Here is a 20,403-nt window from a genome sequence, read left to right on the forward strand (position 1 = left end):
CTCCCTACTGGTCCGTCGAGCTCACCTTGATCATCTGCCGCCCGTTCCAACGGTAGACCTCGACCCGGCGACCCGACGGGCAGCAGACCGGGTCGTCGATCGCGAAGATCTTCGACTCGACCACCAGGTCCCCTTGCGGGCTGGCGTTCACGGTCGGTTGCTCGACATCCAGGTTCCAGATCGGTCGCGGGCCGGTCGGCTCGACGGCGATCAGGAAGATACCGAAGACGAACTTCTCCAGAGTATGGATCAGAACGATCTGCTGAGGTGTACCGCTGTGCAATACATCAACGGTCTTACCCCTGCTGAGGCAACGCGAAATCACGGTGCAATTCGAAAGGACTGTCCGCGAGTAGCCCGACAGGTGCCGATCGGCGAGCAGCCGGGCCCGGACTTTGTACAGGTCGACGGCCACTTCCGGGGTCCGTTCGGCGCGCGGAGTGGCGCTGCCGGTGCCGAACGCGACCGATGGCGTCGGGGTCGTCGGAGGGGGCGATTCGGGGCCCTCCACGCGCAGACCTCCGCCGTTTCCGCAGGCGGCGAGCGTGATCGTCGCGACCACCGCGGCGACGGCAGGCAGCACGGTACGGCGCCACAGACCCATCGGGCGCCTCCTACCCTGCATCAAGTCCCCCCCGCGAATTCGTACACGTCCTCACTTCCATGGTGTCGGCCGGACGTCACATTCGACGGGCATGGACGTCGAGTGGCCTCGACAGTTCTATTGCGGTTCCGTCACAGCATCGGTCCGGGCCTCATTCGGCGACGACCTTGCCCGGATTCAGCAGGTTCTTCGGGTCCAGCGCGGTCTTGATCGCCCGGTGCACGTCGAGGGCGACCGGCCCGATCTCCTGCGCCAGCCAGGCGCGTTTCAGGACCCCGACCCCGTGCTCGCCGGTGATCGTGCCGCCGAGCTCCAGCCCGATCTCCATCACCCGGTCGAACGCGACCTGGGCCCGCTCGGCCTGCGCCGGATCGGTCTGATCGAAGACGACCGTCGGGTGCATGTTGCCGTCGCCGGCGTGCCCGAGGACACCGATCGTGATGTCCAGCTCCGCCGACAGGTCCTCGAGTCGGCCGATGAACTCGGCCAGCCGCGAGCGCGGTACGGCGACGTCGTCGATCATCGTCGTACCGAGTTCCTCCAATGCGGTGAGAGCGACGCGGCGGCCCTCGAGGAGCATCTCGCCCTCGGCGTCGTCCTCGGCCTCGATGCACTCCAGCGCGCCGTGGTCGCGGCACAGCTTGGCGACCGCGGCGACATCGGCCGCGCCCGCCTCGCCGCCCGCGTCGGACTGCGCGATCAACATCGCGGCGGCGTCGTCGGGCAGGTCCATCCGCTTGTACTTGTTGACCGCGCGGATCGTGGTCCGGTCCATGATCTCCAGCAGACTCAGCGAGACGCCGCTGCGGATGATCTCCAGGATCGCGTTCCCGGCCTCGACACCGGAGCCGAACAGCGCGGCCATCGTCTTCGGCTTCGCGGCGGCCGGACGGAGCGCCAGGGTCGCCTCGGTGATGATGCCGAGGGTGCCTTCGCTGCCGACGATCAGCTTCGCCAGGTCGTACCCGGCGACGCCCTTCACGGTCTTCCGCCCGGTGCGCAGGATCCGGCCGTCGGCGAGCACGACCTCCAGGCCGAGCACGTAGTCCGTGGTCACGCCGTACTTCACGCAGCACAGGCCGCCCGAGTTCGTGGACAGGTTGCCGCCGATCGAGCAGAACTCCCAGCTGGACGGGTCCGGCGGGTAGAACAGCCCGTGCTCGGCGACCGCGCGGGACAGGACGGCGTTGTAGACGCCCGGCTGCGTGACGACGTACCGGTCGATGGGCTCGATCGCCAGGATCCGGTCCATCTTCTCGAGCGAGATGACGATGCAGCCGTCGAGCGCGTTGGCGGCGCCGGACAGGCCGGACCGCGCGCCCTGCGGCACGATCGGTACGCCGGCCTCGGCCGCGACCCGCACCGCCGCCTGCACGTGCGCCGTCTCCCGGGCCAGCACGACAGCGAGCGGAACCCCGGCCGGGCAGAACATCGCCCGGTCGTACCGGTAGCTCTCCATCCGGTCCGGATCGGTCACCAGCGCCTCGGGCGGCAGCACCTGACGCAACTGCTCGACAACCTCACTCATACAGCGAGCCTAGTTACTACTCCGCGGTACTGCGCCCCCCAGTTCAGAGGTCGGGCGGGGCGGCGCATAGCAGGCGCCACCTGTCCCCCAACCTCTTAGCGCGTGCGCTTGGTGACGTTCTCGGAGATCTCTTCGTAGCCGCCGCCGTAGTTGTGGTACTCGCGGCCGATGGCGGCGAACGTGATGCTGCCGGCGGTCGCCTTCACCTTCGGCGTGCGGCAGGTGCGCTGCCCTTGGATCACGGAGCCGTTGCCGCCGCTGCTGTCGCAGCTGAGCACCCGGCCGTTGTTGCCGCCGCCGTACTGCACCAGGAAGGCGTTGGCCTTCGCGTTGGCCACCAGCGGTGACGCCATGGTGATCTCGGCCCAGTACTGATAGCAGCTGTCGCGGACGAGCCGGACCGTACCCCAGCTGGGTGGTTGGTGGTTACGCAGCATCGGCGCCGATGCGATGGACCTCGCGCCCGAGCAACTGGCGGCTGTGGCCGCCTCGGCCGGGAGGGCGGACAACGCGAACGCGCCCACGCCGGCCAGGCCGGCGGTGCTGAGCAGAATGCCCAGTGTCTTCATGACGAAACCCTTCCTGAGTGCACGCCCCGACGCACACTCAGGAAGGCACACTACGCGAACGGAGCCTGCCCGGACAGTCATTCCGGTAATCGGACGGCGACACGCCGTGTTCAGTTGCTACCGGCAAGGTTCTGGGCATCGGTTACCCGTTTAACCGGATGTTAGAGGTTGCCGCGGCGCTCTTGTTCGCGCTCGATGGCCTCGAAGAGGGCCTTGAAGTTGCCCTTGCCGAAGCCGAGTGAGCCGTGCCGCTCGATCAGTTCGTAGAACACCGTCGGGCGGTCGCCGATCGGCGCGGTGAAGATCTGCAGCAGGTAGCCGTCCTCGTCCCGGTCGACCAGGATGCCGCGCGACTGCAGCTCGTCGATCGGCACCCGCACCTCGCCGATCCGGGCCCGCAGCTCGGGGTCCTCGTAGTAGGAGTCCGGGGTGTTGAGGAACTCGACGCCGTTGGCCCGCATGATGTCGACGGTGCGCAGGATGTCGTTGGTCGCGAGCGCGATGTGCTGCGCGCCGGCGCCGTCGTAGAACTCCAGGAACTCGTCGATCTGCGACTTCTTCTTCGCCACCGCCGGCTCGTTCAGCGGGAACTTCACCCGGTGGTTGCCGTTGGCGACGACCTTGCTCATCAGCGCCGAGTAGTCGGTGGCGATGTCGTCACCGATGAACTCCGCCATGTTCACGAAGCCCATCACCTTGTTGTAGAAGGCAACCCACTCGTCCATCTTGCCGAGCTCGACGTTGCCGACCACGTGGTCGACGGCCTGGAACAGCCGCTTCGGGTGGCCCTCCGGGCGGGTGACCTTCGTGGTCGCCGCGACGAAGCCGGGCAGGTACGGGCCGTCGTACTTGCTGCGGTCGATCAGGGTGTGGCGGGTGTCGCCGTACGCCGCGATCGCCGCACGGCGGACCGTGCCGTGTTCGTCGGTGACGTCGTTCGGCTCCTCGAGGACGACGGCGCCGACCTTGCGGGCGTGCGCGATGCACTTGTCGACGTCCGGGACCTCGAGGGCGAGGTCGGCCACGCCGTCACCGTGCTTGCGGTGGTGATCGAGCAGCGTGCTCTTCGGGCTGACACCGCCGGAGATCACGAACCGGGCGGAGCCGGCCTTGAGGACGTACGCCTTGCTGTCCTTGGAGCCGGTCTCGGGGCCGGAGTACGCGACCAGGTCCATCCCGAACGCGAGCTGGTACCACTTCGCGGTCTGGGTGGCGTTTCCGACCACGAACACCACCGCGTCCATGGCGGTGACCGGGAACGGGTCGGTGCTCTCGTCGTACGGCACCAGGCCGACGAGCTGCTTCAGCTGGTCGAGGTCGAGATCGGCGTCGAGCTCTGCGGGCGTGAGGTCGGTGCTGGTCATCGGGGTCCTCCCGGGTCGGTATCGTGCAGCCGAGCCTGGTCGGCGGGCGCAGGTTGCGCAACAGTTCCTTGTTTCGCTGGGCAAGCTGTGCAGTATGCTGCGGATGTTGCTGGACTATTTGGTCAGTCTGACCATCGCGGGAGGTTGGCCATGACGGTCGATGCGCTGGACGCCCGGATCCTGGGGTTGTTCGCGGCCGAGCCGCGGGTCGGCGTACTGGAGGCGTCACGCCGGCTGGGGGTCGCGCGCGGGACCGTGCAGGCGCGGCTCGACCGGCTGCAGCGCGACGGCGTTGTGCGCGGGTGGGGGCCGGATATCGACACGAGCGCGATCGGCTATCCGGTGACGGCGTTCGCGACGCTGCAGATCGAGCAGGGCTCAGGTCACACCACGGTCGCCGAGGCGCTCGCCCGCATCCCCGAAGTCCTCGAGGTGCACACGATCACCGGCGCCGAGGACCTCTGGTGCCGCATAGTCGCCCGCTCGAACGCCGACCTCCAACGCGTCATCGACCAGGTAGTCATCGTCCGAGGCATCCAAAGAGCCTCCACCGTCATCGCACTCGCCGAACAAATCCCCCACCGAGTACTCCCACTGGTAGAAGCAGCCACCACCTAGGCGAGGCGTTTGGCTACTTCTACTGCGGCTCGGGCTACTCGGGGGCCTACGAAGTCTCGGTCGAGTTTGCCGAGGACTACTACGCCGATGGAGGCCTCGACGCCGGGGACTCCCAGGACGGGGGAGGACACGCCTTGGGCGCCGGCCTGGAGCTCGCCGGAGGTGACGACGAAGGGGCGGCCGGCGGGGTCTGGTTTGCGGCGGCCGGCCAGGATCGCCTTGCCGGCGGCGCCCTGGTCGAGCGAGTGCCGCGAGCCCATCCGGTAGGAGACGTGGTAATCGGTCCAGCTCGGCTCGACGACCGCGATCGCGAGCGCCTCCTCACCGTCCGCGACCGTGAGATGCGCCGTGGCGCCGGTGTCCTCGGCGAGTGAACGCAGGACCGGGAGCGCGGCGTCCCGCAGCGTCGGCTGCACGCGACGGCTGTAGTGCAGTACAGCGAGTCCGAGCCGGGCCCGCCCCTCGCTGTCACGACGTACGAGCCGGTGCAGTTCGAGCGTGTTCACCAGGCGGTAGACAACCGTCCGGCTGACGCCGAGCGCCGCGGCCAGCTCGGTGATGGACAGCCCGTCCGGGGCGTCCGCCAGCAATTCGAGGACGGTCAGCCCCCGGTCGAGCGTCTGCGAGGTCTCGGCTGGCACCTAGCAAGAGTATCCGCTATTCGTGCGCGGCCCGATGGGCCCGTATCTTGCTGCCGTGCGAAATTACTGGTCGCTGCTCCCAGCTATCGTCGTGATCGTCGTCCTGATCCTGGTCTATGCCGTTCCGACCATCATCAATCCGCAGTGGACGAGCTCGATCACGGCGATGTTCCGCACCACCTCGGTGCCGGCCGATGCGACCCCCGAGGAGGCCCGCCGGGCGGCCGGAATCCTCGGCCCGCAGCAGCTGAAGTCCCGCCGGACGCTGGCGATCGCGATGGTCGTCGGCGCGGTCGCGCTGATCGGCTTCAACATCTCGTTGAACCGCGAGGCCGTCGGCTGCTACAAGGCCGCCCGCGCGTTCGGGGCGATCGACGGCCCGGACGCCAAGGATCCGTGCATCGACATGATCTACGGCACGTTCATCGGCGACGGCAGCGGTTCGAGCACCGAGGACAACCCGCAGCCGGCGCAGTACTACCAGCTGGTCAAGGGGAAGAAGCCGAAGTACCTGAAGTGGATCCAGAACGCGCCCAAGTACGACGAGGCGGATCTGGTGATCGGCACCGTCGGCAAGTGCGCCTCGGACCTCCGGGTCGAGCAGCTCGAGGACAAGATCATGGTGACCATCGACGTCGACGTGCCGTGCCCCGAGGACAGCAACATGTCGATGACCCCGATCAAGCTGAAGAAGCCGCTCGGCGACCGCAAGATCGTCACGGTCGGGGACAAGCCGATGACCGAGATCAACCCGGACATGGACTCCTGGTTCACCGTCCTGAAGAAGCTCGCGACCGGCGGCTAGTCCTCCCAGAAATCAGCTGAGCGCCCGCGTCTGCGAGTCGTAGACCCGGAACGGCCGGTTCCGCGCCAGCAGGATCAGCAAACCGGTGACACAGACCGCGGCGCCGCCGAGCAGCGCGACCGTCGGGGTGGTCAGCGACGCCGTCGTCCCGGCGACGAAGTCACCGAGCCGCGGGCCACCGGCAACGACCACGATGAACACCCCCTGCAGCCGGCCGCGCATCGCGTCCGGCGCCGCGGACTGCAGCACCGTGTTCCGGTACGCCGAACTCACCATGTCGGCCGCCCCGGACAGCGCGAGCAGCGCGACGCCCAGCCAGATCGTCCGGGACAGCCCGAACAGCCCGACGGCAGCGGCGTACGCCGTGATCGCAAGCACGATCGCCACACCCTGACGGCGTACCCGGGTCACCCAGCCGGAGAAGATCACCCCGATCAGCGCCCCGATCGCCGGCGCGGCCTGGAGGAGACCGACCGTCCGTACGCCGCCGCCGAAGAACGCGCCGGCCACGGCCGGGAACAGCGCCCGGGGTTGCGCGAACACCATCGCGAGGATGTCCGCGAGGAACGTAGCCAGCAACGCGGGCGCGGCGCGCAGGAACGTGAACCCCTCGAGCACCGAGCGCAGCCCGGCCCGCCGCACGGCGCCTGTCGGAGGCACCGGCGGCAGCCGGAACAGCGCGTACAGCGCCGCGGTGAACGTGATCACGTCGACCAGGTACGCCGCCGCGAACCCGTGCCAGGCGATCACCGCCGCCCCGAGCAGCGGTCCGGCGGTGAAGCCCAGATTGAACGCGGCCTGGCTGAGCGTGTTCGCGGCCGGCAACAGTTCGGGCCGGACCAGCCGGGGGATGATCGCGGACCGGGCCGGGTTGTTGACCGCGAAGCACGCCGACTGACAGGCGACCACGGCGTACAGCACCGAGACCTGCGCCCAGTCGAGGTGCGACTGCAGGACCAGGACCATCGAGAGCAGCCACAGCCCTGACGACGAGACGAGGGCGAGCGTACGGCGGTCGATCGCGTCGGCCATCGCACCGCCGTACAGCCCGAAGACGATCAGCGGGACCAGCGAGCACAGGCCGACCAGCCCGACCGCGAACGTCGAGTGCGTCAGCGCGTACACCTGGATCGAGACGGTCACCGCGGTCATCTGCTGACCGAGCTGCGACACCGTCGACCCGACCCACAACCGTCGAAAATCGGCGGACTCACGCAGCGGGCGGATGTCGGTGAGCAGACGCACCCTGACAACTTATGTCACAACGTGAAAAATTAAACAGTCGGGAAAAGCTCGTGAGCGAGGGGTTCGCCGGCCGTCAGCCCGAGGCCGTCGGTGACCACATGACCGGCGCCGGTGTACGTCGCCTCGGCGTCGAAGTAGATGTTGACGTGCGCGATCCGCGGGTCGTCGGTGAAGTTCGGCGTCGCGGAGTGCGCCAGGTAGGCGTTGTGGAAGGTGCAGTCGCCGGCCTGCAACGGGATCGTCAGGCGCTCCCCCCAGCGCAGGTCGGGCGCGGCGCGGAAGAGGTCGTTGCGGTCCGACAAGTCCTGACGGCGCAGGTCCTGGTGGTCCTGCGAGCCCGGGATGAAGGTCATGCAGCCACGCTCCACTGGTACGTCGACGAGCGCGATCCACGCGGAGAGGGAAGCGCGGGAGTTTGCGTGCGGCCAGTACGGCGCGTCCTGGTGGAACTCGGTCGCCGCGCCGTTGTGCGGTGGCTTGATCAGCAGCTGGTCGTGCCAGATCCGCAGCGGTACGCCGGCCAGCGCGGTCGCCGCCGCGGCGAGCCGGGGGTCCAGAGTGAGCTCCCGCAGTACGTCGTTCTGCCGCCAGACGTTGACGTACTGGTTGAAGATCTTCGACTCCTTGAACAGGTCGTCGGCGCCCGCGGTCCACTCGGTCGCGGCGGCCGCAAACCGGGCCGCCTCGTCGCGGCCGATGATGTTCCGGATCCGGACGACGCCGTCACGGCGATAGGCGGAAATGATCTCTTCGTCGACGGTCTCGGGTGCCGTAGGGTCGGTCGTGGTCATCGGGGTTCTCCTCGGATTCCGGTGGCCTGGAAGGTGTTTCCAGCGTCGCGGTTGCCTCGGTCCGAGGACAGGCGGTGGTTGACCAGGACTTGACCGATCTTGACCTCCTGGAGGTTGGGTGTGCACAACGTCTTGAGCAGTGAGGTGTTCCCGGACCCGCGGTTGCCGGTCGCCGGCGAGCGGCTCGAGGTGGTCGCGGACGTCGCGCCCCACAGCCACGCGTTCTTCGAGATCGCGGTCGTGGTGGCCGGGCGGGGCACGCACGTGTCGGCGGCCGGCGAGGTCGCGCTGGCGCCGGACTCGGTCGTCGTACTGCGGCCCGGCGAGTGGCACGGGTACGTCGACTGCGAAGACCTCGTGGTGCGGAACGCGTACCTCGGACCGGATGTGTTCGGGTTGCTGTCCGGCGCCCTCGTACCCGGAACTCTCGGAGCTCCGGCCCATCCGGCAGTGCAGCACGCGATGCGTTTGCTGGAGGCTGACCTGGCCGAGCCCTGGACGCTCGAACAGCTCGCGGCCCGCGTCAACCTCGCGCCCGGGTACCTGATCCGGCTCTTCGGCAAGTCGGTCGGCCTGTCCCCCATGGCCTACCTGAACCGCATCCGCGCCGAGCGCGCCGCCGGCCTCCTGATCGAGACCGAACTACCCGTCAGCACCATCGGAACCATGGTCGGCTGGCACGACCCGAGCCACGCCACCCGAAGATTCCGCTCGACATTCGGACTAAGCCCCTCCCAGTACAGGTCCGCCTTCAGACCGTAGCCTCCTTCTCCCCTCCCAGTGCATGTCCGGTTTCACGCCGTAAGCAAAGATGTCCTTCATGACGTCGTCTGTGCAAACGCCTGACCCGAATCCCGGCTGGCTGTCCGAGTTCGCGCTCGCGGAGACCCGGACGCGGGTACCGATCCTGTACGTCGAGGCCGTTCCGGCGCGCGTCGACACCTCCGGCCAGATCGAGCACATCGGGGTCCTGCTCCGAACCTCCCCCGCGACCGGCGAGATCACCCGCACGCTGGTCTCCGGCCGCGTACTGCACAACGAGTCGATCCGCGACGCGCTGCAGCGCAACATCGAGAAGGACCTCGGCCCGAACGCGTTCCCGCGGCTCCCTGCCACGCTGGTCCCGGTCACCGTCGCGGAGTACTTCCCGTTCCCCGGCATGACCCCGCTGCACGACCCGCGCCAGCACGCGGTCGCCCTCGTGTACGTCGTCCCCGTCACCGGCGAATGCAACCCGCGCCAGGACGCGCTCGAACTCACCTGGCTGACCCCCGAAGAGGCACTGTCCTCGAGCCTGCTCAACGACATGGAAGGCGGCCGCGGCCTCCTCCTCAAGCAGGCCCTGGCGTGGTCCGGAGCAATCGTCTGAGGTTCACCAGGGCAGGCGGCCCTCCTCGGCGTGTACCTGGCCGGTCGGGCCGTCCGGGTCCAGTGTCGCGAGCCCGACTGCTACTGCTGCACCCTGCGCGGGGGTGCGTGCCGCACTCCATCCGCCCATGTCCGTTGCGCAGTTGCCTGGGTCGGCGCCGTTCACCAGGATCCCGGTATCGCGCAGTTCGTTGGCGAGCATGACCGTCACCATGTTCACCGCCGCCTTCGACGCGTTGTAGCCGAGTGTCAGCACGGTCGACATCCGCGACGCCGGATCGCCGACCTGCTCGAACGACGCCAGCGACGTCGACAGGTTCACGATCCGCGCCGCCTCGGCCTTCCGGAGCAGCGGCAGAAACCCCTGCGTCACACCCACCAGCCCGAGCACATTGGTCTCGAACGCCGACCGCAGTACGCCGGCCTCGATCCGCGACACCGCGTCGTCACCCGCGGGGATGATCGCCGCGTTGTTGACCAGTACGTCGAGCCGCCCGTACTCCGCCATCACCCGCTCAGCCGCCGCCCGCACCGACGCCGCGTCCGTCACCTCCAGCTGGATCCCGACCACATCGAGGCCCTCGGCAACCAGTTCCTTCACGGCCAGCTCGCCGCGGTGCACATCCCGCGACCCGGCCAGCACGGTGAACCCGGCCTGCCCGAGCTGCCGTGCGATCTCCTTGCCGATGCCCTTGTTGGCGCCCGTGACGAGCGCGATCTTCGTCGTCTTCATGCTCTCCACCTTCTGGTGGTCGAGCGCAATCAGGCAGAGTCGGCTGAGGCTGGGATCGGCGGTCCCTGGCTGAGCTCGCGGACGCCTGGGATCCTGGGACCATGGATCGCGACGGGCTGGCCGAGTTCCTGCGGGTACGGCGGGAAGCGCTGCAGCCGTCCGACGTAGGACTCCCGGCCGGCCTGCGCCGTCGTACGCCCGGGCTCCGCCGGGAAGAGGTGGCGAGCCTCGCGACCATGTCGACGGACTACTACACCCGCCTGGAGCAGGGTCGTGGTCCACGCCCGTCCCGCCCGGTCCTGACCGGGCTCGCTCGTGCGCTGCGGTTGTCGGACGACGAGCGCGGGCACCTGTTCCGGCTCGCGGGCGAGCAGCCCGGGCCGCCACCCGGTCCGCCGGTGGAGGTGCGGACCGGCGTACTGCGGATGCTCGCGCGGCTCGACGTACCGGGGCTGGTCCTGGACGCGAAGTACGACGTACTCGCCTGGAATCCGTTGGCCGCGGCGCTGATCACGGACTTCTCCGCGCTCCCACCGCGGGACCGGAACTTGCTCCGCCTCCGGTTCCTGACCGATCGGCAGAACGAGCTGTTCGGCGAACAGGCCACGCGCGAGTTCGCCCGCGAGGCGGCCGCCGACCTGCGCGCGGCCACCAGCACATACCCGAACGATCCGGCCCTCGCCCAACTCGTCGACGACCTGCTGGCGGGCAGTCCGGAGTTCGCGGAGATCTGGGCGCGGCACGAGGTCGGGCGGCAGCAGACGTTGTGCCAGACGATCTTCCACCCGCAGGTCGGGCGGATCGACGTGATCTGCGAGGTGCTCGTGGTGCCGGAGCGCGATCAGCGGGTGGTGCTCTACACGGCCGAGCCGGGATCGGCGTCCGAGCAGGCGATCCGGCTGCTGGACGTGATCGGGCTGCAGGAGTTGACAACCAGACCCTGATCAAGCGACTGTTTGATCCGTTGGTTTCCGACGGAGAGGCTTGCCTGATGCGTAAGTTACTTACTGCGCTGGTCGTGCTCGGTCTGCTCGTCGTACCGCTCCGAGCCGCGGACGCCGACGACACAGCTCCGGGGAAGGTCGTGTTTGCGGACGAGTTCGACGGTACGGCGATCGACCGGACGAAGTGGGCGATCCACTCGAACGCGGAAGCCGACCAGTGCCTGGGCAACAAGGGCAACCAGCAACTCGAGTGGCACACGTGGGACGCGCTGTCGGTGCACGACGGCACGCTGACGATGACGGCGAAGAAGAACAACCCGGCGCCGGGGTACGAGTGGTCCGGCGCCCTGATCACGACCGGCCAGGCCTGCGGACACGAGCCGTCGCAGTCGTTCGCCGTACACCCGGGCGATTACATCGAGACGCGGCTGACACTCCCGTCCGCCAAGGGTTTCTGGCCGTCCACCTGGACCTGGAACGGCAACGGCTCCAACGAGCAGGACACCTACGAGTTCTACAGCGACAACCACACCGCGCTGTACCTGACCAACCACCAGTCCCCCGGCGGCGGCTGCACCTACCAGTCACCCACTGACCTCACCACCGACTGGCACACGATCGCCCAGCAGCTGGGCCCCGACGAAACCGTCTGGTACCTCGACGGCAAGGAAATCTGCCGCCAGGGCCCGTATGCCGGCACCGGCGACGCCCTCATCCTCGACCTCTTCGTCTACGCGAAGATCCCACCCACCGTCACCTCCGAGTCGATGCAGATCGACTACGTCCGCGTCTACCGCCCATAAAGGCTGAGGCCCCGCACCTCGGGCGGGGTGCGGGGCCTCGGGGGGACACCGGTCAGGGCTCGTACGGATTACTGCCCGGTGAAGGTGAAGGTGCTGCCGGGTTCCTTGAGGATGTCGCCGTCTCGGGAGTTGGTGATGGTGACGTTCGAGAGGGTGGCGTTGCCGCGGGCGCCGCCCATCGCGAGGATGCCGGAGCCGTTGTTGGACTTGTCGATGCGGAGGTTGGTCAGGGCAACGTTCGGCATCTCGCCGCCGCCGGTCTTGAACTGGATCCCGTCGTACGTCGAGTCGTAGATCTCGGTGTCCCGGATGGTGACGCCGGGGATCGGGAGGTTCGACGGGAACAGCGTGATCGCGCCGAACTCCTGGTCCTCGTTCCAGAACACCCCGCCGCAGCGGTAGAGCGCGTTGTTCGCGATCAGCGTCGTACCGGAGAACGGCAGCGGGTCGTGGTCGGTGGCGAGCATGATGCCGGGGTAGTTCATCGTGTCGTAGACCAGGTTGTTCTCGATCTTGTTGCCGTAGCCGCCGTAGATCGCGATCCCGTTCGCCCGCCAGGGCAGCTGGACCGTGTTGTTGGTGAACGTGTTGTCGTGGCCGACGTCCACCGCCTGATCCTTGACGTACTTGTTCGCCCAGACCGCGAGCGCGTCGTCGCCGGTGGTCCGGAAGGACGAGTTGAACACCTTCGAGTTCCGCGTCCCGTTGGAGAAGTTGATGCCGTCGGCGTACGTGTCCCGGATCCGCATCCCGCTGAACTCGAGCCCGTCGGCCGGACCCCACAGCTCGGGGATGTTGTCGTAGTCGCGGCCGACCCAGACCCCGACGTTCGAGTGCTCGATCCAGACGTTGGTGATCTTCGTACCGGTACCGAACCGGCCGTTCAGCCCGACCCCGCCCTCGGCGTTCCCGTCACCGCCGCGGATCCGGCCGGAGCCGAAGATCGCGATGTCGGACAGCTGCACGTTCTTGTCGATGTCGAACCCGAAGTTCCCCTCGTGCGGATGGTTGATACCGCCCGCGTTCTGCGGCTCGATCGTCGAGTACAGCTGCGAGTACCACATCCCGGCGCCGCGGATGACGGCGTTGCTGATCCCGACCTGGTTGTACTGCCCGCGGTTCAGCGGGTCGTCGGTGAGGATCTTCTTCTCCTGCCGCCACTGCCCATCCGGGATCCAGACACAGCTGATCACGCCGTTCTGGTCGTCCGTCACGGCCCGCTGGATCGCGTCCGCGTCGTCGATCCCGTCGTTCGGCACCGCGCCGTACTGCGTGATCGACGTACACCCGGCCGGCTGGGACAGCGCCGGCGCGACCTGCTCGAGATCGACCAGATCGATGATGTAGTACGACGCCGTGTCGCCGGAGTCCCGCTGCAGGCGGAACTTGGTACCGGACGGGTACGACTGACCAAGCAGGGCATGTGACTCGTCGAAGAGCCTGCGGGCGTCACCGCCGGGCGTGTTGGTGAGTGCCTCAGGTCCGTCGCTGTTGCCGTAGAGCCAGCTGTTGTGGGATGACAGCGTCAGCTTCTGCTTGAAGGTGCCGTTGACGTACAGGCTGATCGTTGCCTGGAGCCCCTGTCCGTCGGCGGAGTCCGGGATCGAGTTGCGGACCACGACCGAGTTGGTCGGCACGGTCGAGGTGAACTCGACGTACTGACCGCTCGAGTTCAGCCGGACCGACGAACGGCCGGACGACTCGGTGGCGAAGTTCGTGTGCCCGAAGGTCCGCGTCGCGTCGGCGGTCAGCAGGGTCCCGCTGTAGTCGCCGGCTTCGGCCTCGTACGACGTGTACGGTACGTCGGCGCCGCGGCCTACCACCATCGACTTGGTGAAGGTGTTGTTCGTTTCGTTGGTCTCGTCAACGGTGTTGGCCGCATCCGCCGTGGCGGTGACGGTTGCGCCGCCGTTGGTCGCCGTCCAGGTGCCGCTGATCGCGACGTTGGCGGTGGCGCCGGCGGCGATCGACGCGGTGCTGCCGTTGAGCGTGGTGGTACCGACCACCAGCTTGGTGGTGCTGGTGGCGGAGGGCGACGTACCGCGGTTGTTGACGGCGACCGTGAAGGAGACCTGAGTACCGGGCGCCGGGTTGGCCGGGTTGGTGGTGATGCCGGTGACCTGGAGGTCAGGGCCTGGCGCTTGGGCGATGGCCAGCTGGGTCGATGCCTGGAGCGTGTTGTTGGTGTCGCTCTGCTCGACGACCGCATTGGCCGGGTCGGCGACCGCGGCGACAGTGTAGTTGCCTTGGGCACGGGTTCCGGCGTTGGCGGTGACGGTGGTGGAGGCACCGGCGGCGAGAGCACCGACGTTCACGGTGCCGGCTGTGCTGCCGTTGAGCAGGAAGTTGAGGCTGCTGGCCGGGGCGGCCGCGGAGCCGTTGTTCTTGACGGTCGCGGAGAGGGTGATCGGCGTCGACTCGGACGGGTTGGCGGGCGACCAGTCGACGGTCGTCACCACGAGGTCGGGGTTGGGCGCCGCCGTACCGAAGACCTGGAGCTCGGCGACCTGACCGCCGGGCGCGCCGCTGTTGCTGAAGACCTGCAGGCGAAGGTCGGCGTACCGGCCGGTGACCGGGATGGTGACGGTGTTCTGGCTCGCCGGGGCGAACTGGTAGTCGGCCCGGGCGACCGCGGAGGTGAAGGTGGTCGCGGACTGTTCACGGCCGAGGACTTCGATGCTCTGCGTGCGTGCGCCCCAGGCCGGATCGGGGTTGAGCTTGACCACGACCGAACTGACATCCGCGTTCGAGCCGAGCTTGACGGTCAGGGTCGATGGGAAACCGTTCGACTCCCAGTAGGTGCCGACATTGCCGTCGTTGGCGTTGGACGCGACGAAACCGAAGACCGAGCTGGACGCGTCGATCGGCTTGCCGGAGGCCAGATCGGTGCCGGTCGGAGGTTCGACCGGCCCGCCACCAGGCCCGGCCAGTGCGAACTCCGACAGTTGCGCGGCCGGCCAGCCGGTGTTCGCGGTGAACGTCAGCCGGACGTAGCGCACCGAGGTGTTGGTGAAGTCGATCGTGACGACGTTGGTGCCGCTGAAGTTGTACGCCGTGCTGCTGACGATCGTGGTGAACGCCGAGCCGTTCGCGCTGCCCTGGACCGTGATGGTTTGGGTTCGCGCGCCCCAGGAGGACGGGAGTTTGAGCGTCACCTGGTTGACGTCCTTGGTGGCGCCCAGGTCCGCCTGGAGCCACTGCGGGAAGGCGTTGTTGCTGCTCTCCCAGTAGGTGTTCGCGTTGCCGTCGGCGGCGTTGCCACTCGGGTACTCGCCGAGTGAGCTGCTGGCGGTCAGCGTCTTGGTGAGGTCGGCGGCCATCGCGGTCGGGGCGGTCAGCAGGCCGGCGGCGATGAGCAGGGCGGCCAGCATGAGCCGCAGAAGATTCTTCCGATGCATCGGGTGGTCCTCCATCGGGGGCGGTGGGAGGTTCCAGCGCTACGGAAATTGCGTGACTCTGACAGTTTCTTGCAGCGCGGGTATCCGAAGCTTGCAGTACCCGTCGCAGCACGTCAACACCTCACCACCCACAGAAACACCCCGCCCTGAAGGTCCAGGACGGGGCGTGAGCTGAGAAGGTTCAGGCGCGGCGTTGGGTGGCCCAGTCGCGGATCAGTTCGATGCGCTCTTTCAGCTGGATCGAGGAGGCGTGGGCGGCGGCCGGCCCGCCGAGTTTGCGGCGGAGGTCGTTGTGGATGACGCCGTGCGGCTGCCCGGTGCGGTGGTGCCAGGCGGCGACCAGACCGTTCAGCTCACGGCGGAGGAGCCCGATCTGCTCGTGGGTGGCCAGCTCGGTCGGCGTGGGGTCCTCACGGTCGGTGGACCGCTGGGATTTCTTCTGCGCCGCCAGCGACTTCTGCTGACGCTTGTGCAGCAGCTCCCGCACCTGATCCGGCTCCAGCAGGCCCGGCAACCCGAGGAAGTCCAGCTCCTCGTCGGACGCGTTGTCGCCGCCGGTCCCGTAGTCACCGCCGTCGAACACCACCCGGTCGAAGCTCGCGTCCGACCCGAGCGCCTCGAAGTTCCCCTCGAGCTCGTCACTCGCGCCCTCGGTCTGGTTCGCCTGCTTCAGCAGGTCGTCCTCGAGCGCGAAGATGTCGCCGTCCTCGTTGCTGTTCTTCCGGCCGAGGACGTGGTCGCGCTCGACCTCCATCTCGGCCGCGAACCCGAGCAGCCGGGTCACCGACGGCACGAACACCGACGCCGTCTCACCCCGCTTGCGTGCCCGCACGAACCGCCCGACCGCCTGCGCGAAGAACAGCGGCGTCGACGTCGGCGTCGCGTAGACCCCGACCGCCAGCCGCGGTACGTCGACGCCCTCCGACACCATCCGCACGGCGACCATCCACCGGGACTCGTCCTCGGAGAACTTCTGGATCTTCTTGCTCGCCGCCTTCTCGTCCGACAGCACGACGGTCGGCGACTCCCCGGTGAGCTCGCGCAGCGTCTTCGCGTACGCGCGGGCCGTGTTCTGGTCACCCGAGATCACCAGCGCGCCGGCGTCCGGCATGTGCCGCCGTACCTCGGTCAGCCGCTTGTCCGCGGCCGCCAGCACCGCGCCCATCCACTCGCCCGCCGGGTCCAGCGCGGTCCGCAGCGCCTGCGCGGTCAGATCCTTGGTGAGTGGCTCGCCCAGCCGCGCGGCGACCTCGTCACCGGCCTTGGTCCGCCAGCGCATCTCGCCCGAGTACGACATGAAGATCACCGGACGGACGACATGGTCGCGCAGCGCGTGCCCGTACCCGTACGTGTAGTCCGCCTTGCTCCGGGCGACCCCGTCGTGGCCCTCTTCGTACGTCACGAACGGGATCGGGTTGTCGTCGCTGCGGAACGGCGTACCGGTCAGGCACAGGCGGCGGGCCGCGGGCTCGAACGCCTCACGGACACCCTCACCCCAGCTGAGCGCGTCACCGCCGTGGTGCACCTCGTCCAGGATGACCAAGGTCTTGAATCGCTCGGTCCGGACCCGGAACGCCAGCGGGTTCACCGCGATCCCGGCGTACGTCACCGCGACGCCCTGGTAGTCCTTGTTCGTCTTCCCGCGCCGCCCGGCGAACGCGGGGTCGATCGCGATCCCCGCCTTGTCGGCCGCCTCGGCCCACTGGACCTTGAGGTGCTCGGTCGGCGTGACCACGGTGATCCGCTCGATCTGCCGCCGGTGCAGCAGCTCGGCCGCCACGGTCAGCGCGAACGTCGTCTTACCGGCGCCCGGTGTCGCCACCGCGAGGAAGTCCCGCGGGTTGCTGTCGAGATAGAGCTCGAGCGCCTCGGCCTGCCAGGCTCGCAGCTTGCTCGCGGTACCCCACGCGGCCCGGTCCGGATAGGCCGGTGGCAGGACCGCAGGGTTGGCCGGCACGTGCGAATCCACAGACAGCTACTCCCCCGAAGTCGACAGTGTGCCGGGCAGGAAGGTTACCCGAGATCTGTTACGAGATCAGATCCGCCGGCATCACGGTCACGTCGTACGGACTCGTCAACCGCGCCGATTCCTCGCCCGTGACCTTCGCGACCTGCACATATGCCCCGTCCCGCAACTCCCAAGCAATCAAACTCGGCGTGTCGGGATCCACCACCCAGTACGCCTGGCTGGAATCCCCGGGCTGTGGAAAAGTTCCGGATCGGCTGGTGGCACGTCTTACACTCGGGGGTATGAGTACTCAGCTGACCCCCGGTGCGGAGACGGTTGTCGACGAGCGGACCAACACGTCGCCGGCAGAGCCGGGCGATCACGAGCGGTTCTCGCACTACGTGCCGAAGGAGAAGTTGACCGAGGCGATGGTGATGGGCACGCCGGTGGTCGCGCTGTGCGGCAAGGTGTGGGTGCCGAGTCGCGACCCGCAGCGGTTCCCGGTCTGCCCGGAGTGCAAAGAGATCTGGGACTCGCTGAACCCAGGTGACGACGGCGAGGGCGGGGACGAGTAGCCCGCCGCGCGTTCTGGCCTAGTTCTGGGTCGGGTCGTCCGGGTACGTCGCCAGGTACGCCATCTGGTCCTTCTGGCGGCGCAGGACCCGGCGCCACAGGGTGTCCGGGTCGTGGCCGAACACGTCCTCCGGCACCGACTCGACGACGTACCAGGCGCCCTCGGCGATCTCGCCCTCGAGCTGGCCGCTGGACCAGCCGGCGTACCCGGCGAAGATCCGCATCCGGGTGATCGCGCCCTCCAGCAGCACCGGCGGTACGTCGAGGTCGACCAGACCGATCCGGCCGAAGCACTCGCGCCAGCCGGGCGGGTCGGTGGCCTCGGCCACCTCGGCGACCGCGAGCGCGCTGTCGGTGCCGACCGGTCCGCCCATGAACAGCACCCCGGGATCGTCGACCGCGGACGACCAGTTCGGCAGCACCTGCCCCACGGACAGGTCCGCGGCGCGGTTCACCACCACCCCGAGCGCGCCGTCGTCGTCGTGATCCAGCAGCAGGATCACCGACCGGCGGAAGGGCGGCTCGTCCAGCAACGGCGTGGCCACCAGCAGCGAACCGGTCAGGGTCGAGACCGTCATACCCCCATCATGGCGTACGACGGGGCACCCAGGTCGGCCTGTACCTGGCCAGCCAGGCGCCGAGCGCGACCCCGGCCACGTCGGCGAGCGCGTCGAAAGGATCGCCGTCGCGCTGCGGCAGCAGCCAGTGCTGCACCAGTTCGCTGACCACCGCGTTCGCGACCAGTGCCCCGAGCAACCAGCGGGCCGGTACGCCGACCTTGAGACCGGTGAACGCGACCGCCGCGAACAGGAAGCAGTGCGCGACCTTGTCGATCTGCGGGATCCCGACGTGCGGACCCGCCTCGCGCGGCGCGTAGACGCCGTACAGCTGCAACGCCACCGCCGCGACGAAGGCGATCCGCCAGGCCCAGACCCGCACCCGCGAACCCGCGCCCACCGAAACCGTGTCAGTCACCGAGCCAGTCACAGGGCCGGGGTGTCGTCCGGGAAGCTTTCGTGCGCGGGAGCCTTGCCGCCGGCCGCGTCACGGACCGCGTGCGCGACCCGCGTGTGCACCTCCGGGTGGAAGACGCTCGGCACGATGTAGTCCGCGTTCAGCTCGTCGTCGGTGACGACACTGGCCAGGGCCTTCGCCGCGGCCAGCTCCATGTCGATCGACACCTTCGACGACTGCGCGTCGAGCAAACCGCGGAAGACCCCCGGGAAGACCAGCACGTTGTTGATCTGGTTCGGGAAGTCGCTGCGGCCGGTCGCCACCACGGCCGCGTGCTCATGCGCCGCGGCCGGGTCGACCTCCGGGTCCGGGTTGGCCAGCGCGAAGACGATCGCGTCCTTGTTCATGGTGGCGATGTCGGCGCCGTTCAGGATGTTCGGCGCGGAGACGCCGATGAACACGTCCGCCCCGCTCAGCGCACCCTTCAGGTCGCCGCTGTACTTCGCCGCGTTGGTGTTCTCCGCGATCCACCGCAGCTCCGGCGACAGCCCGTCGCGTTCGGTGTGGATGACGCCGGCGATGTCGGCGACGATCGTGTCCTTCACGCCGGCCTTGAGCAGCAGCTTCAGGATCGCCGTACCGGCCGCACCCGCGCCGGACAGCACCACGCGGATCTCGCTGATGTCCTTGCCGACCACCCGCAGCGCGTTGAAGAGCGCCGCCAGCACGACCACCGCCGTACCGTGCTGGTCGTCGTGGAAGACCGGGATGTCGAGCTCCTCGCGCAGCCGGGCCTCGATCTCGAAGCAGCGCGGCGCGGAGATGTCCTCCAGGTTGATACCGGCGAAGCCCGGCGCGATCGCCTTCACGATCTTGACGATCTCGTCCGGGTCCTGGGTGTCCAGGCACAACGGCCAGGCGTCGATCCCGGCGAAGCGCTTGAACAGCGCGGCCTTGCCCTCCATCACCGGCAGCGCGGCCTTCGGGCCGATGTTGCCGAGACCGAGTACGGCGGAACCGTCGGTGACGACCGCCACGCTGTTGCGCTTGATCGTCAGCCGGCGCGCGTCGTCCGGGTTGGCCGCGATCGCCAGGCAGACCCGCGCGACACCCGGCGTGTAGATCATCGACAGGTCGTCACGGTTGCGGATCGGGTGCTTGGCCTCCATCGAGATCTTGCCGCCGAGGTGCATCAGGAAGGTCCGGTCCGAGACCCGGCCGATCTCGACGCCCGGTACGGCGCGCATCGCCTCGACCAGGCGGCCGGCGTGCTCGGTGTCGGCCGCGGCGCAGGTGACGTCGATCCGCAGCCGCTCGTGGCCGGACGCGGTCACGTCGAGCGCGGTGACCAGACCGCCGGCCTGCTCGACCGCGGTCGTCAGCTTGCTCACCGTCGAGCCGCCCGCAGGCACCTCGAGGCGAACGGTGATGGAGTACGAAACACTCGGCAAGGCAGTCACGCGGGTGATCCTCTCATGTCACTGGTAAGGCCCGGGGGTTACGTACGTAAAGTGCAT

General features: G+C 68.4%; 21 protein-coding genes. 7 read left to right on the plus strand and 14 right to left on the minus strand.

What is annotated here, in order from left to right; translation table 11 throughout:
• Nucleotides 1-4: 4 nt before the first annotated feature.
• From ACLJOO_RS27675 to hppD, 4 genes are all read right to left on the minus strand, one after another.
• Complete coding sequence (locus tag ACLJOO_RS27675; protein WP_410790320.1) at nt 5-604, minus strand: hypothetical protein; 600 nt, start codon at nt 602-604, stop codon at nt 5-7.
• Between the two features lie 151 nt (nt 605-755).
• On the minus strand, nt 756-2,132 hold the full coding sequence (locus ACLJOO_RS27680) for an FAD-binding oxidoreductase (RefSeq protein WP_410790321.1): 1,377 nt from the start codon (nt 2,130-2,132) through the stop codon (nt 756-758).
• Nucleotides 2,133-2,227: 95 nt separating this feature from the next.
• The gene (locus ACLJOO_RS27685) at nt 2,228-2,701 is read right to left on the minus strand and encodes a hypothetical protein (protein WP_410790322.1); all 474 of its coding nucleotides are present in this window, start codon (nt 2,699-2,701) and stop codon (nt 2,228-2,230) included.
• A gap of 161 nt (nt 2,702-2,862) precedes the next feature.
• Entirely contained in the window at nt 2,863-4,065 is a 1,203-nt protein-coding gene (hppD, locus tag ACLJOO_RS27690; protein ID WP_410790323.1) for a 4-hydroxyphenylpyruvate dioxygenase, read from the minus strand.
• Nucleotides 4,066-4,215: 150 nt separating this feature from the next.
• Here hppD and ACLJOO_RS27695 point away from each other — a divergent pair, with 150 nt between their 5' ends.
• Nucleotides 4,216-4,683 (plus strand): Lrp/AsnC family transcriptional regulator, encoded by a 468-nt coding sequence (locus tag ACLJOO_RS27695; RefSeq protein WP_410790324.1) that lies wholly within the window; start codon nt 4,216-4,218, stop codon nt 4,681-4,683.
• Here ACLJOO_RS27695 and ACLJOO_RS27700 read toward each other — a convergent pair.
• Nucleotides 4,680-5,324 (minus strand): IclR family transcriptional regulator, encoded by a 645-nt coding sequence (locus ACLJOO_RS27700; RefSeq protein WP_130382015.1) that lies wholly within the window; start codon nt 5,322-5,324, stop codon nt 4,680-4,682. The two genes, ACLJOO_RS27695 and ACLJOO_RS27700, sit on opposite strands and share 4 nt — an antisense overlap.
• 55 nt (nt 5,325-5,379) lie before the next feature.
• Between ACLJOO_RS27700 and ACLJOO_RS27705 the strand changes: the two genes are divergently transcribed.
• Nucleotides 5,380-6,129 carry a hypothetical protein gene (locus tag ACLJOO_RS27705; protein ID WP_410790325.1) on the plus strand — a complete coding sequence of 250 codons (750 nt, stop codon included), beginning with the start codon at nt 5,380-5,382 and terminating at the stop codon, nt 6,127-6,129.
• 12 nt (nt 6,130-6,141) lie between these two features.
• Here the strand turns inward: ACLJOO_RS27705 and ACLJOO_RS27710 are convergent, their stop codons facing one another.
• The gene (locus tag ACLJOO_RS27710) at nt 6,142-7,374 is read right to left on the minus strand and encodes an MFS transporter (RefSeq protein WP_410790326.1); all 1,233 of its coding nucleotides are present in this window, start codon (nt 7,372-7,374) and stop codon (nt 6,142-6,144) included.
• Nucleotides 7,375-7,403: 29 nt separating this feature from the next.
• Complete coding sequence (locus ACLJOO_RS27715; protein ID WP_410790327.1) at nt 7,404-8,165, minus strand: phytanoyl-CoA dioxygenase family protein; 762 nt, start codon at nt 8,163-8,165, stop codon at nt 7,404-7,406.
• Between the two features lie 120 nt (nt 8,166-8,285).
• On the opposite strand from ACLJOO_RS27715, the gene ACLJOO_RS27720 reads away from it, so the two are divergent.
• On the plus strand, nt 8,286-8,927 hold the full coding sequence (locus ACLJOO_RS27720) for a helix-turn-helix domain-containing protein (protein WP_410790328.1): 642 nt from the start codon (nt 8,286-8,288) through the stop codon (nt 8,925-8,927).
• A 58-nt stretch (nt 8,928-8,985) separates the two neighbouring features.
• Nucleotides 8,986-9,534 (plus strand): NUDIX hydrolase family protein, encoded by a 549-nt coding sequence (locus tag ACLJOO_RS27725; RefSeq protein WP_410790329.1) that lies wholly within the window; start codon nt 8,986-8,988, stop codon nt 9,532-9,534.
• A 3-nt stretch (nt 9,535-9,537) separates the two neighbouring features.
• On the opposite strand, the gene ACLJOO_RS27730 is transcribed toward ACLJOO_RS27725, so the two are convergent.
• Complete coding sequence (locus ACLJOO_RS27730; RefSeq protein WP_410790330.1) at nt 9,538-10,266, minus strand: SDR family oxidoreductase; 729 nt, start codon at nt 10,264-10,266, stop codon at nt 9,538-9,540.
• Between the two features lie 101 nt (nt 10,267-10,367).
• Between ACLJOO_RS27730 and ACLJOO_RS27735 the strand changes: the two genes are divergently transcribed.
• Together ACLJOO_RS27735 and ACLJOO_RS27740 are read left to right on the plus strand one after the other, a co-directional pair.
• Nucleotides 10,368-11,210 carry a helix-turn-helix transcriptional regulator gene (locus tag ACLJOO_RS27735; RefSeq protein WP_410790331.1) on the plus strand — a complete coding sequence of 281 codons (843 nt, stop codon included), beginning with the start codon at nt 10,368-10,370 and terminating at the stop codon, nt 11,208-11,210.
• A gap of 47 nt (nt 11,211-11,257) precedes the next feature.
• Entirely contained in the window at nt 11,258-12,013 is a 756-nt protein-coding gene (locus ACLJOO_RS27740) for a family 16 glycosylhydrolase (protein WP_410790332.1), read from the plus strand.
• Between the two features lie 68 nt (nt 12,014-12,081).
• Here ACLJOO_RS27740 and ACLJOO_RS27745 read toward each other — a convergent pair whose 3' ends face one another.
• The 3 genes from ACLJOO_RS27745 to ACLJOO_RS27755 form a co-directional block, all read right to left on the minus strand.
• Entirely contained in the window at nt 12,082-15,411 is a 3,330-nt protein-coding gene (locus ACLJOO_RS27745; protein WP_410790333.1) for a CARDB domain-containing protein, read from the minus strand.
• A 181-nt stretch (nt 15,412-15,592) separates the two neighbouring features.
• On the minus strand, nt 15,593-17,380 hold the full coding sequence (locus ACLJOO_RS27750) for a DEAD/DEAH box helicase (RefSeq protein WP_410790334.1): 1,788 nt from the start codon (nt 17,378-17,380) through the stop codon (nt 15,593-15,595).
• Between the two features lie 58 nt (nt 17,381-17,438).
• Nucleotides 17,439-17,585: a hypothetical protein gene (locus ACLJOO_RS27755; protein WP_410790335.1), complete on the minus strand. Its 147-nt coding sequence runs from the start codon at nt 17,583-17,585 to the stop codon at nt 17,439-17,441.
• A gap of 76 nt (nt 17,586-17,661) precedes the next feature.
• Between ACLJOO_RS27755 and ACLJOO_RS27760 the strand changes: the two genes are divergently transcribed.
• Nucleotides 17,662-17,934, plus strand: coding sequence for a DUF3039 domain-containing protein (locus tag ACLJOO_RS27760; protein WP_410790336.1), 273 nt, complete (start codon nt 17,662-17,664; stop codon nt 17,932-17,934).
• An 18-nt stretch (nt 17,935-17,952) separates the two neighbouring features.
• On the opposite strand, the gene ACLJOO_RS27765 is transcribed toward ACLJOO_RS27760, so the two are convergent.
• From ACLJOO_RS27765 to ACLJOO_RS27775, 3 genes are read right to left on the minus strand one after another with little or no spacing between them, the layout of a single operon-like run.
• Nucleotides 17,953-18,510 carry a YqgE/AlgH family protein gene (locus ACLJOO_RS27765; RefSeq protein WP_410790337.1) on the minus strand — a complete coding sequence of 186 codons (558 nt, stop codon included), beginning with the start codon at nt 18,508-18,510 and terminating at the stop codon, nt 17,953-17,955.
• Nucleotides 18,511-18,517: 7 nt separating this feature from the next.
• Nucleotides 18,518-18,907: a VanZ family protein gene (locus tag ACLJOO_RS27770; protein ID WP_410790338.1), complete on the minus strand. Its 390-nt coding sequence runs from the start codon at nt 18,905-18,907 to the stop codon at nt 18,518-18,520.
• 8 nt (nt 18,908-18,915) lie between these two features.
• Complete coding sequence (locus ACLJOO_RS27775) at nt 18,916-20,346, minus strand: NAD-dependent malic enzyme (RefSeq protein WP_410790339.1); 1,431 nt, start codon at nt 20,344-20,346, stop codon at nt 18,916-18,918.
• Nucleotides 20,347-20,403 lie beyond the last annotated feature (57 nt).

This window comes from Kribbella sp. C-35 (genome assembly GCF_046549195.1).
Classification (GTDB): Bacteria; Actinomycetota; Actinomycetes; order Propionibacteriales; family Kribbellaceae; genus Kribbella.